At 54.3% G+C, this 12,859-nt stretch carries 11 protein-coding genes; 4 read left to right on the top strand and 7 right to left on the bottom strand.

The window, feature by feature from the left end:
- Nucleotides 1-39: 39 nt before the first annotated feature.
- From AC2FGB_RS07395 to AC2FGB_RS07365, 7 genes are all read right to left on the bottom strand, one after another.
- Nucleotides 40-1,806: an ABC transporter ATP-binding protein gene (locus AC2FGB_RS07395; protein WP_142636416.1), complete on the bottom strand. Its 1,767-nt coding sequence runs from the start codon at nucleotides 1,804-1,806 to the stop codon at nucleotides 40-42.
- A 252-nt stretch (nucleotides 1,807-2,058) separates the two neighbouring features.
- The gene (locus tag AC2FGB_RS07390) at nucleotides 2,059-2,760 is read right to left on the bottom strand and encodes a response regulator transcription factor (protein ID WP_496693775.1); all 702 of its coding nucleotides are present in this window, start codon (nucleotides 2,758-2,760) and stop codon (nucleotides 2,059-2,061) included.
- Entirely contained in the window at nucleotides 2,760-4,625 is a 1,866-nt protein-coding gene (locus AC2FGB_RS07385; protein ID WP_496693776.1) for a PAS-domain containing protein, read from the bottom strand. Before AC2FGB_RS07385 ends, AC2FGB_RS07390 begins: the two co-directional genes overlap by 1 nt.
- A gap of 104 nt (nucleotides 4,626-4,729) precedes the next feature.
- A complete protein-coding gene (locus AC2FGB_RS07380; RefSeq protein WP_281995124.1) occupies nucleotides 4,730-6,262 on the bottom strand; it encodes a sulfatase-like hydrolase/transferase in 1,533 nt (510 codons plus the stop codon).
- A gap of 72 nt (nucleotides 6,263-6,334) precedes the next feature.
- Nucleotides 6,335-8,170, bottom strand: a complete 1,836-nt coding sequence (locus AC2FGB_RS07375) for a carbamoyltransferase family protein (protein WP_496693777.1) — start codon at nucleotides 8,168-8,170, stop codon at nucleotides 6,335-6,337.
- Nucleotides 8,171-8,174: 4 nt separating this feature from the next.
- Nucleotides 8,175-8,324, bottom strand: coding sequence for a DUF5989 family protein (locus AC2FGB_RS07370; protein WP_142636421.1), 150 nt, complete (start codon nucleotides 8,322-8,324; stop codon nucleotides 8,175-8,177).
- A 16-nt stretch (nucleotides 8,325-8,340) separates the two neighbouring features.
- Nucleotides 8,341-8,745: an SxtJ family membrane protein gene (locus tag AC2FGB_RS07365; RefSeq protein ID WP_281972881.1), complete on the bottom strand. Its 405-nt coding sequence runs from the start codon at nucleotides 8,743-8,745 to the stop codon at nucleotides 8,341-8,343.
- Between the two features lie 191 nt (nucleotides 8,746-8,936).
- Between AC2FGB_RS07365 and AC2FGB_RS07360 the strand changes: the two genes are divergently transcribed.
- Genes AC2FGB_RS07360 through AC2FGB_RS07345 form a run of 4 tightly spaced genes read left to right on the top strand, consistent with a single transcriptional unit; the run spans nucleotide 8,937 to nucleotide 12,847 of the window.
- The gene (locus AC2FGB_RS07360) at nucleotides 8,937-10,061 is read left to right on the top strand and encodes an ABC transporter permease (protein ID WP_496693778.1); all 1,125 of its coding nucleotides are present in this window, start codon (nucleotides 8,937-8,939) and stop codon (nucleotides 10,059-10,061) included.
- A gap of 1 nt (nucleotide 10,062) precedes the next feature.
- Nucleotides 10,063-10,878, top strand: a complete 816-nt coding sequence (locus AC2FGB_RS07355; protein ID WP_281995126.1) for an ABC transporter ATP-binding protein — start codon at nucleotides 10,063-10,065, stop codon at nucleotides 10,876-10,878.
- A 5-nt stretch (nucleotides 10,879-10,883) separates the two neighbouring features.
- The gene (locus AC2FGB_RS07350; RefSeq protein WP_142636429.1) at nucleotides 10,884-12,200 is read left to right on the top strand and encodes an MlaD family protein; all 1,317 of its coding nucleotides are present in this window, start codon (nucleotides 10,884-10,886) and stop codon (nucleotides 12,198-12,200) included.
- 14 nt (nucleotides 12,201-12,214) lie between these two features.
- Nucleotides 12,215-12,847 carry an ABC-type transport auxiliary lipoprotein family protein gene (locus AC2FGB_RS07345; RefSeq protein ID WP_246097221.1) on the top strand — a complete coding sequence of 211 codons (633 nt, stop codon included), beginning with the start codon at nucleotides 12,215-12,217 and terminating at the stop codon, nucleotides 12,845-12,847.
- Nucleotides 12,848-12,859 lie beyond the last annotated feature (12 nt).

Genomic DNA, 12,859 nt, shown 5'->3' with positions numbered 1-12,859 from the left:
TTCAGAATCTATGTGGGGCCCCGCCCATTCGGACTGAGCTTAGGATCCCGGAAGCTTGAATTGCTGGTCAAACAGTTGGCGGAACGTCCCGTTATGTTCGATTAGCGCATCAAGGTTGCCTTGTTCGATAACTTCACCGTCTTGAACAACCATAATGGTATCTGCCTGAAGCACAGTTGAAAGCCGGTGTGCGATTACAATGGTTGTTACATTCTCGGTCAACTTGTCCAGCGCAGCCTTAACAAGCGCCTCAGATTCCGCATCCAGAGCACTGGTGGCTTCATCCAAAAGCAAAATCTCGGCATTGCGTAGAATTGCCCGCGCGATCGCCAGACGCTGTTTTTGACCTCCAGAAAGAAACGCGCCGTTTTCGCCTACCTGCGTATCGTACCCATTTGGCAGTTGTGAGATGAACACATCAGCATGGGCAGCCTTTGCGGCCTCAATCACCTCTTCATCGGTGGCACCAGGTCGCGCAAAACGAAGGTTCTCCATCACGGTTGTCGAGAACAGGAACGTGTCTTGGCCCACATAGGAGATCTTCCGGCGCAAAGAGGCAAAACTTACATCGACAAGGTTTTGGCCATCGATTTCGACCTTGCCCTGATCGGGATCATAAAACCGCATGATCAACCCAAAAATCGTGGACTTGCCACCACCGGACTGACCCACCAGAGCTGTCGTCTTGCCTGCCTCGAAGGTCAGGTTCATATCTCGGATTACTTTTTGCTCACCCTGATAGCCGAACGTCACGTTGTTTAGACGGATTTCACCCGGGCCGGATTTCAGCTTTTCAGGGTTCACGCTTTCGACCATCGGGTCTTCCTGATCGAGCAGCTCGAACATCATCCCCACTGGTACCAGGGCCGTTTCAATCACGACCCGCATTTTTGACAGGCGTTTGGCGGGTTCATAAGCCATCAAAAGGGCTGTGATGAATGACATCAGCTGACCTGCCGAAGTCGGTTCGCCGCCGGTAATATCAAGGGTACTGATGATCAGAACACCCGCAATCGCGACACCGGCCAGAAGCTCCATCAACGGGCTGGCAATCGACTGCAATCTGGAAATTGAGTTCGCCCGTTTTTCAACCGACCTGATCGCCCCATTCATACGGTCAGTCATGTTGTCTTCCAAAGCAAAGACCTTGATGACCCGAATGCCCGCAGATGTTTCCTGCAGAACCTTGATGATTTCAGACAGCGCCTTCATTTCTGACTGCATGATCGACCGCACACCTTTGAGGATGTAACGCACACTCAAAAGCGCAACGGGACCCACAAAGAAGAACAGAATTGACAGTACAGGTTCCTGGTAAATCATCACGAAGATGAGGCCGACCAATGTCAGGGCATCACGAACGAAGCTGGTCACCATGACGTCGATAAGCCGCCGCGCGGCCTGAGCGCCATGAGTTACGCGCATAAGAAGGTTGGACGATTCTGTTTCAGCAAAGAAACCAACACCGCGTTTCAGCAGCTTATTGTAAAGCCTTTCCTGTTGCACCGCGATGATCCGGTTGCCCGCACGCGCCAGAAAGATTGACTGGATATAAGAGGCGACAGCCTTACTCAAAAACAAGCCGACGACCGCTGCGGCAATCAGGTAGACTTGCGACTTCATCTCAGGCGTGGTCATCGCATTGACGATGTTCTCCATCATCCATGCGGTTCCCGCAGTTGTTGCTGCGACGACAATCATCGCCACCATGGCAACACCGTACAACCAACCCTGCTTCCGAAGACTTTCACTCAAAAGTCGACCGAGATGGCTGGATCGCCAGTTCGCTAAGGTCTCTTTGATCATTTTACGCTCCAAAACCTTTTCGAATTCGATATCTGATCACGTTTCAACCCAAGTTAGCCTTAGCCAAAGAACCGCGCGGTTGTGTTAGTTATGCCTGACTGTGCCGAGAATCCAGTGCCTGCCGACAGATTATCAACACGCGACCGACAATAACGGGGTGGCGACCGCAATATCTACTTTAACGCCCCAACGTACCGACAGCTTATGAGCCCGTTTCAGACCGAATGCCAGATGCACCCGGCTTCGTCATCATCATCGCCAGGCGACGTCGCCCAAAAAGATGTACCCTGCCCCATAGATAGTTTTAATCAATCGCGGGTTCTTGGGGTCCTCGCCCAGTTTTGTTCGCAATCGGGATATTCGCACGTCCATGGCCCGGTCAAAGCTGTCGCCCGCGCCTCCCCCGAGCGCTTCTTGCATCTGCGACCGGCTGATCAATCGTTTAGGACTATCTAGAAACAGACGTAACACCTCGGCCTCGGCGTGGCTGAACGGCGTTTCTGATCCGGAACCATCTTCAAGAATATAGCGGTCGAAATACGCGGTCCAGCCGTTGAATTCTGCGATCTCTGACTGAGGCGCTGGTGCCCGCGATGATCGAAGCCGCGCCCGGATACGAGCGACCACTTCGGCTGGATCAAAGGGTTTGGTGATGTAGTCATCCGCGCCAAGCTCCAATCCGGTGACACGATCCTGTACCTGTGCCCGCCCCGAAATAATGATGACTGCGGCACCTTGTTCCAAAGCCAGGCGATGAACAAGTGCCAAGCCGTCTGTGTCCGGCAAAGACAGGTCGACCAGGCACACATCGGGCACCACTCTTTTCAACGATGCTTCAAATTCACGAGCACGGGAAAAACTTTGAGTGCGGAACCCCGCCTCTTCCAGTGTGTCGGTCAGGATACGACGTATCTCAGGCTCATCATCTAAGATGGTTACCAGCGGTTGGTTCATCATGCGGCCTCATTTCGGATTAAGGCAGTAAGCTGCGCTTGTGTGAACGGTTTGCGCAGAACTGGTGCCAAAGCTAGTGCCTGACGATGCAGCGGGTCGGAATAAGGCAGCGATGTCATTAGAATACACGGCAAGGAAGGGTTCACTTTCTGCAAAAGGTCAAGCCCCGTCTCTGGTCCTTCCAGCCGAATGTCGGACAATATCAATGCGATGTCTTCGATCTGGTTCACCAATGAAAGCGCCTCATCGGTTGAAGTCGCCTCAATCACGGTGAACCCCATCTCCACAAGCATGTCACGGAAATTCCGACGAAGTTGGCTGCTGTCTTCAACCAACAGAACCAGCCCTTCCAGCGCCGGCGGCGCGGCGCGATATGGTAACCGAAGTACCACCATGGCACCGCTTGGTGTATTGCGCAGGCTCAAATTTCCGCCGGTCAGTTTGACCGTATCGTAAACCATGGGCAAACCCAATCCCGATCCCTTGTCACCCTTTGTGGTGAAGAATGGATTGAGTGCCTTGCCAAGCGCTTCTTCCGAAAAGCCCGGCCCTGTGTCCGAGACGGAAATCTCGACCCAGGTTCCACCAATCGTATGCGCGCTGATCGTGATCTGACCTGTTTCTCCGCAGGCATCTCGCGCATTTAGCACCAGATTCAGGATGGCGTCCTGCATCATCCCCTGATCCAACATAAGTGCCACATCCGGCAATGTATTCACGACCGAAAGTCCCATGCCACGCGGCAGTGACGGCGTGGCGAGAATACGCAAATCCTCGAGCAGAGCACGCATATCCGTGGCTTTGGGTTGCGGCGTTCGGTTGCCGGTCATGCCTGCTATGCGGTTCAGCAACTGCCCGCCGCGTTTAGCAGTCTGGCGCGTGGCGGCCACCAGCTTTTGTGCGCCTTCCGGCAGGTCCATTTTATCAAGCTTGGCCTGCATCCCCAGTATAATTGTCAGCAAGTTTGAGAAATCATGCGCAAGACCGCTTGTCATTTGCGCCGCCATTTCCCGGCGGCGTGTTTGTTGCAGGGCCACACGGGCTTGCGTTTCTTCAGTGATGTCAACTGACATCACATAGACACCGCCTTCGCTGTCGGGCGTGAACGAAACACGGATTCGACGTGAATCCTGACCCTCTGTGAATTCAAATACCGTGGCTTCCCCGTCGTAGGCACGGTTCAGGTTCTGTTCGATCCGCGCAAATGCGGCCGGTCCCAAAGCGTCAGAAATATGCATCCCAAGAATTTCAGAGGGACGGCCGGGCAAAACCGAACTGAGCTTGCGATTGGAATAATCGTACCGCCCATCGGCATCCAGATGCGCAATATGCGCTGGCATCATTTCGGTTGTCATCCGGGTACGGGCTTCGATTTCGGTTAACTGACGTTTTGCCTCTTCCAAAGCCGAAATGGTCGACGCTAGCTTTCTGTTGGTCGCTGCCAATTCCTCGGCCCGGGTCAACAATTCGTCCGACAATTCTTCGGAACGCGCCCGCAATAGCGCTTCGGCCTGTTTGGTATCTGTGATGTCGGTATAGACCGTTACCCATCCGCCGTTGGGCAGCGGTGCACCCTCGACCGAGATCACCTGCCCATTCGCCCTGACGCGCTCAATATAGTGCGGTTCAAATGTGAGGGCTTGACTGACCCTATGTGCGACGATGTCCTCGACATCCTCATCATGGCCATACTCGCCGATGCTCGCCAGAAAATGTATTGTGTCACGGAACAACGCACCCGGCCGGACCAGATCATCCGGAAGGTCGAACATCACCTGAAAAGGCCGGTTGCAAAGCACCAGCCGCAACTGACTGTCGTAGATCGACAACGCCTGACCGATCAGATTCAGCCCAGCTGTCGTCATTGCCTTTATCTGGTTATCTGTGATGTTCAATCTGCCCCCTCTCTGAAGCTATGCGTAACATCAGATTGATCGCAGGTGTAGCAGAGACAGGGCAACATTCCCGACTAATGCCTGAGCTTGGATTTTGGCCCCTCTTTGGTGATGGAATGCAGGGAAAGCGTATGGTCCATATTTCGCATACGGTGCCGCAGCATCTCGCGCCCCAACCTGGCCAGGTCTGTTGCGTATTCCGGGTTGCTCGCCACGTTTTCCATTTCGCCGCGACGCAGGTGGTCAAACAAAAGCGGTGGCAGGTTTGCCGCAAACTCGACCAGCGTAAAACGTTCGTCACGCAAGATGGACAGGCATGAATCGCTACTGCCCGTTCCCAATTCCTGTTGCCAAAGGGTTGGATTTTCCGGCTCGGCAAAGTCAAGCTCGCTGAAAGAAAAGCTTCGCCAATCCTTGGGTCCCTGCCCCTGCAGAAACGGCATCAAAGACCGCCCATCCATAGAATTCGGGATACTCTGGCCCACCCAATCCAAAATGGTTGGCGTGATGTCAATCGACTCGGTCGGTGCCGTCACCACGGCTCCGGCCTGCGCCTGATTGCCTGGCATCCGGACCAGTAAAGGCGTGTGATAAGCTGCGTCATAGACGGTCATCTTACCCCAGCTATGTCGATCACCCAGCATTTCACCGTGGTCAGCTGTGATTACGATCAATGTCTCATCATATTGATTGCTGTCCTTGAGAAACTGGACAACGCGGCCGATATGATAATCGACCTCTGTTGCAAGGCCCAGATAAACAGAGCGCAGCGCCTGAATATTGGCCGTGGAGGGTTGCACCTCATCAAAACCCAAAACGAAATCCGAAGCCGAATACCGAGCCATCGTTGGTCCAAAAAACGGGTGTATTGCCAGTTCATCTTCTGGGCTGACATGACCAACCGGCCGCGGCAACGCGACGGGATCATACATATCGTTATAGGGAGCGGGTGCGACCAAAGGAGGATGAGGCCGGATATAGGTCAGATGCGCAAACCAGCTTTGGTCGCCGAAGGCCGCGATACTGTCCAGAAAAGCGTTGGTCAAAAAGGCGGTGTCGCTGTCTTCGGCGCGGTACACCGCCGGGTCGTTCAATTTGGATGGCTCACCTGAGGTTGAAACAGGTTTGTGCAGATCCCAGTATGAGTCGAACCTGTAACCTTTTTTCAGCAAGTCAGCGCGCCAGGGATAAGATTCTTCAAGCCGCATTTCCACGACCTCTTCAAACCCCTCCATGGGACGTTCGTAAGATTTCAGGATCGGGTCATTGGCATCGTAAACCCGTGGGTCAGCCGAGGTGTCGGTATACCCGTAGAGCAAGGGCAGATATCCCGCCTTACGAATCTCGGTTGCGATGTTTGGCGTGTCGTGCCGCAAAGGCGTTCCATTGCGAACCGATCTATGATTCATCGCATATTGCCCGGTCAGGATGGACGCACGCGACGGGCCACAAGGGTTAGTAACCGAGAAATGGCGCTGAAACGTGACGGCCTCGTCCATAAAAGCGCGCAAATTAGGCAAATTGACATGCTCGGCCAGCGCGCCGGTCAGACAATCTGCCCGAAGCTGGTCAATCACGACAAACAAGACATTTCCGCGCTGCCGCATTCCCTGCCCCCGATTCCACCAAATAGGTCTCAGGGGCAGACTGTGTCGCGGTTCCGCCGCTTGCGCAACAGATTAGTCCAGCTCGTATTTTGTCTCGTAATTCTCCCTAAGCGCGGGATCCTGATCTTCCTTACGCAACAGGCAGTTCCCGATGGACAGGACCTCGATATCCGTTCCCATGAAACAGCGGAACGCATCGGTGGGCGTGCACACAATCGGTTCGCCGCGCACATTGAATGAAGTGTTCACCACCAAAGAGCATCCGGTCAGTTCTTTAAACTTTGAAATCAGCGCGTGATAGGCTGGGTTGGTCTCTTGGTGAACTGTCTGGATACGGGCAGAATAATCAACATGGGTCACAGCAGGGATGTCAGATCGTTTGACGTTCAGCTTTTCAATCCCGAACAGAGCGTCTTCTTCCTCGGTCATCTTGCGCCGGATTTTTTCCTGCACATCCGCCACGATCAACATGTAAGGGCTATCGCCATCCAGCTCGAACCAATCGGCTACGTCTTCGCGCAGAACAGATGGGGCAAATGGGCGGAAACTTTCGCGATACTTGACCTTCAGGTTCAGCGTTTTCTGCATCGAAGCTGACCGTGGATCGCCCAGAATGGAGCGGGCACCCAACGCACGCGGACCGAATTCCATCCGCCCCTGAAACCAACCAACAGCCTTACCGTCAGCCAGCGCCTGCGCCGTCTGGTCAATCAACTCACCATTTTCATAGGTGGAAAACTTCGCACCGGCCGCCGCCAGTTCTTGCGCTATGTCGTCATCTTCATAACGCGGACCAAGATAGGCCCCCAGCATCTGATCACCCGAGGTCACCTGCCGCGGCTGCGCTAGCTCTTGATGCCAGGCCGCATAGGCAGCACCCAGCGCCCCGCCCGCATCACCCGCTGCGGGCTGCACCCAAACATTGTCGAAGGCGCCATCGCGAAGGATTTTGCCATTCGCGACACAGTTCAGAGCAACGCCTCCGGCCATGCAGAGGTTGCGTATACCATGCTCTTTCGCCAGGTCCCGAGTGATCCGCAGCATGATCTCTTCGGTCACGGCCTGAACCGACGCGGCAATATCCATGTGGAACTGCGTCAGCTGGTCGGTTTCGGCTTTTCGAACCGGTTGGTCGAACAGCTCTTCCATCGCTTTGCTCGTCATGGTCAGACCAGCTGTATAATTGAAATACTTCTGGTTCAGGCGGAACGAACCGTCCTCTTTCAGGTCGACAAGATGCTCAAGGATCAGATCCTTGTATTTGGGGTCGCCATAGGGCGCCAAGCCCATGACCTTGTATTCACCAGAATTCACCTTGAACCCGGTGTAATAGGTGAATGCAGAATACAGCAGACCCAGCGAATGCGGGAAATGCAACTCTTTCACCATGGTCAGCTCGTTACCGCGACCAACACCCACGGTGGTGGTTGCCCATTCTCCGACTCCATCGACAGTCAGCACGACCGCGTCTTCGAAGGGCGAAGGATAGAACGCACTGGCCGCGTGACTGATGTGGTGCTCGGCGAACAGCAGTTTTTCGAGATTGAATTCCGGGTCGATTTTGCGAAGCTGCTTTGCAAGCAGATCCTTGAGAAACAGCTTCTCTCGCAGCCAGACCGGCATTGCCATGCGGAAGGAATTGAACCCACGTGGCGCCACCGCAATGTAAGTCTCGATCAACCGTTCGAATTTTAGAAACGGTTTGTCGTAGAAAACCACATTGTCGACGTCTTCAAGCGCAACCCCCGATTCGGCCAGCACGTAATTGATGGCTTCTACCGGAAATCCGGGGTCGTGTTTGCGCCGTGTAAAACGCTCTTCCTGCGCGGCCGCAACGATCTTGCCGTCGCAAAGCAACGCCGCTGCGCTGTCGTGATACAGCGCCGAAATACCTAAAATGTATGCCATGTGATCAGAACAACGTGTAGACGAAAGGTGCAATCGCCGAGCCTTGGCTCAACACGATCAATCCACCAAACACACCCAAAACGATCAGAATGGGCAACAGCCAGAATTTCTTTCTGACTTTCATAAATGACCAGAGCTCGGATACGAATGTCACGCCTGGTACTCCCTTGTTAAAATTGCTGTTTCATGCTGCCGGGCTGCTCTTCACGAACAATCCAGTAGCTATCTGATGAACTGTCCAGTTTCTGTGACAGCAGGTCTTTTCCCAACAGGCGCGTAACCAGCCCAAACGGGACAAACGTAGTGACAAACACCAAAAACATGACGATTGGGGCCACAATCGCACCCAAAAGCATGCCGAGTTTGAACCAAAGCCGGTTCGGCACCTTCAGAGTGGCGGGTGCAAAAACTGTCAAAGCCAGAATAACCCCGGCGATAACCATTGGGATCAGGCGCACCGACCCTCCGCCCCACAAGGGCCAAAGAGCGATAATTAAGAAGACAGCGGTGAAGACGTAACCAAAGCCCCGTTCGGACCCGATTTCGACTTCTACCTTCGCGTGATGATCAGACATTGAACACAACCATAATAACCAAACAAAAAACCTGCGCAAAGAATAACACTACTGGTTGCCGAAACAAGCCTTTTGCAAGCTCAAACCATCATTCTTGCGATGAATGCCATCTTGCATCGCCTGATGGCTAAATACTTGAAGCGTGACAAAAACCCGTTGCAGCACCATGCAGATTCACATCAGATACCCCCATGACCCCGCCTACATTCACAACTGACCTGGATACGGATCAGGTTCACCTGCAGATATCGGGTGATCTTCACACCCAGTCTCTGGATATGGTTGAGCGTGAATTCGCGAATTTCCATCCCAACGGCGGAACGGTCACAGTTGATTTGACAGGCGTTAAGGCACTCGACACTGGCGGGGCTTGGCTGATTGCCGGCCTTGTCCGCAAGGTGAAGTCCAGCGGCGGGCAAGTAGAGCTGCACGGTGCAACCGCCGCGCATTCCGCGCTGATCGAAACGGTTTCCCGCAACATGCCGGACGAATCCGCCCCTGATCCCGGAAAGCCAGATTTTCTGGATTGGGTGGCACGTGTCGGCGAGCGTACAGTCGGTGGCTGGAAAGACAGCTTGTCGTTGCTTGAGTTTCTGGGCCTGACGCTACACCGGCTGGTCCGCACAATCTTGATGCCGCGGCGGCTGCGGCGGGCTGCGCTGGTATCGCAGATGGAAGAAACCGGATTGAAAGCGATTCCGATCGTTGCCCTTATGGGTTTTCTGATCGGCGTTGTACTAGCATTTCAGGGGGCCACGCAGCTCAAGCAGTTCGGGGCCGAGATATTCGTGGTCGAATTGATCTCGATCTCTGTGCTGCGTGAGCTGGGCATTTTGTTGACGGCAATCATTGTTGCGGGTCGCTCGGGATCTGCCTTTACAGCTTCCATCGGCTCGATGAAGGTGCAAGAAGAAATAGATGCCATGCGGACGCTGGGCCTGGATCCGATCGAGGTTCTGGTCATTCCACGCGTTGTGGCGTTGCTGATCATGCTGCCAATCCTAGGGTTCATCGCCGATATCGCCGCCTTGATTGGCGGCGGTCTTATGAGCTGGATCGACCTTGGAGTCAGCCCCGGAATGTTCGTGACCCGCCTCAAGGAAAACACCGGCATCTGGCAATTTGCCATCGGTATGATCAAGGCACCGTTCTTTGCGCTGGTCATCGGTATCATCGCCTGTTGGCAGGCCTTACAGGTCAAAGGATCGGCACAAAGTGTTGGGCAAAGAACCACCGCGTCCGTGGTCCAGGCGATCTTCTTGGTGATCGCGCTGGATGCCATGTTCTCGATCTTTTTCTCGGTACTGGGGGTCTGAAATGGACGGTGTAGCCCGCGAACAGATGCCGATTGGCGACACCCAGCGCGAGGCGGTGATACGGGTCCGCAATCTGACCAACCGGTTCGGACCGCAGATCGTGCACCAGGATCTGAATCTGGATGTCTGGCGGGGCGAAGTACTGGGCATTGTCGGCGGCTCGGGCACGGGCAAATCCGTCTTGCTCCGCACCATCGTCGGCCTGAACAAACCGGCCGCGGGAAGCATCGAAGTTCTGGGCGTCGACGTCCTGAACGGCCCCGAACAAGAGAGGCGGCGCATCGAACGCCGCTGGGGCGTCGCCTTTCAGGACGGCGCGCTTTTCTCGTCGCTCACCGTGTTGCAGAATGTCGTAGCCCCACTGCGCGAGCATACAGGAATTAGTGAAAGCCTTATGTCGGCGCTTGGCGGTCTGAAAATCAGCTTGGTCGGACTGCCGCAGCTGAGCTGTGGCAAATTCCCGTCCGAACTGTCGGGCGGGATGCGCAAACGTGCCGCTTTGGCGCGCGCGCTGGCGCTGGACCCTGAGATCGTATTTCTTGATGAGCCAACGGCCGGTTTGGATCCCATCGGCGCCGCTGCTTATGACGACCTGATTGGCGAGCTTCAGCAAGCGCTGGGTCTGACTGTGTTTATGGTCACGCACGATCTGGATAGCCTTTATGCGATTTGCAACAGGATCGCAGTTCTTGCAGAAAAACGTGTTCTGGTTGATGGTCCGATTGAAGAGATGACCAAAGTCGATCATCCTTGGGTCCAAGAATATTTCACCGGCCCCCGGGCGCGCGCAGCACAAAAAAAGGGTCAGGACAGGTAACACCCATGGAAACCCGAGCAAATTATATCCTGATCGGTGCATTCACCCTGGCTGGAATACTGGGTGCGTTTGGCTTTTTTCTATGGCTGGCCAAATTCGAGGTTTCCCGGCAATACGCCTATTACAATGTACTGTTCGACAATGTTTCGGGCCTGTCTGCGGCAGGTGGCGTCAGTTACAACGGACTGCCAGTCGGGCAGGTAATCTCCCTTAACTTGGATGACGAGCACCCATCCAAAGTGCGCGTCCGCATTGAAGTAGACGCAAGTATCCCGGTGACCGAGGATACCGTCGCCCAGTTACAATCGCTTGGGGTCACTGGGGTCAGCTATGTGGAACTGACCGGAGGTTCGGCATCGGCCAAACGACTAGAGCAGGACAGCCTTATCAAAAGCAAACGCAGCACCATCCAGTCCTTGTTCGAAGGTGCCCCTAAACTGTTGGAAAAGGCAATTACGCTGATCGAGGATATCGACAAGGTGGTGGATGACAAGAACCGCCAGCAGGTATCTCAGATTCTGGAGAACGTATCTTCGGCCACCGGAAGGCTGGACAAAACCCTTGCAGATTTCGAAAACTTGTCCTCAGATTTGGGTGGCGCAGCTAAAGAAATTTCAGCCTTCTCAAAACGCCTCGAAAAATTGGCAGACACCGCAGAAACAACGCTGGAAGCCGGAACAAATACATTAAATAGCCTGAAAACCGCATCCGACACGGCTGTATCGGCCCTAGACAGCGCAAAAGATACTTTTGACGCAGCAGATCGCATCATGCAGCAGGATCTGCAGCCCTTCATCGAACGGGCCTCGACCCTGGCAGACCACCTTACGGTCCTGACCGAAGATGGGCGCGTCGCGCTGGCCACGGTTTCCGAGACTTTCGTGAACGCAAACAAAACGCTCGGCTCCGTCACTGGTACGATGGAAACAGCAAAGGGCACTTTGACCTCAGCTGAACGCGCATTTGACTCGGCCAATGAGGTGATCAACAAAGATATCGGCGTCGTCATGGATGATGTCCGCAATGCCGCCAACCAAGTGGCGTCCACGGTGACGAAAGTGACAGACAGGCTTGATGATATTTCAGCCGATATCCTCAGCGCGTCCAAATCGGCCTCGGAACTTTTGGGAACCATCGACGGCATCGTTCAGGACAATCGCCGTCAACTGTCCGATTTCATGCGGGTTGGCCTGCCACAATTCACGCGTTTCATAGAAGAATCCCAACGACTGGTGATCAGCCTTGATCGTCTGGTGGACAAAGTTGAACGCGACCCCGCCCGTTTCCTTCTTGGGACCCAAGCATCGGAGTATCGTCAATGATCAGGCATTTGATAATGACCGCAGTTTTGGCGTCTCTGGGGGCGTGTACCGGACTGGAAACGCTGCGGCAGGCCTCAGAACCCAATGATCTCTATCTGCTGACACCCAAAAGCACGTTTTCTTCTTCGCTGCCGCGCATCCAGAAACAGATCGTGGTCCAAGAGCCAACCGCGACTGCCGCGGTAAATACCGATCAAATTGCAGTTCAGCCGACACCTTTGCAGGTTCAATATCTGCCGCGTGCCAGATGGGTGGATCGCGCGCCGCTGATCGTCCAGGCGCTTTTGGTCGAAAGCTATGAAAACAGCGGACGGGTATCCGCCGTGGGTCGTTCGACCGTGGGGCTTCGTCCGGATTATGTGATTGTTCCCGATCTACGCGAGTTTCAGGGCATTGTCGTTAACCAGGATGGTGAAAGCTCGACCGTACGCGTCGAAGTCCGCATGAATATCAAGATCGTGGACGAGTTCGACGACAAAATCATCGCATCGAATTCGTTCCAAGAGAACGTAATTGCCAAAAGTAACCAGACCGAAGATCTGGTTACTGCCTTTGACGTTGCTCTGGGTAAAACCATGCGGGATGCTGTCGAATGGAGCATTCGTAGAATTAGTACCCATACAGCCAACAACCCTAGGTCATTCTAGTTACTCCCAAGC

The sequence above is a fragment of the Ruegeria sp. CDSC021 genome (genome assembly GCF_059610845.1).
This window is presented reverse-complemented; position numbering and strand designations above follow the sequence as displayed.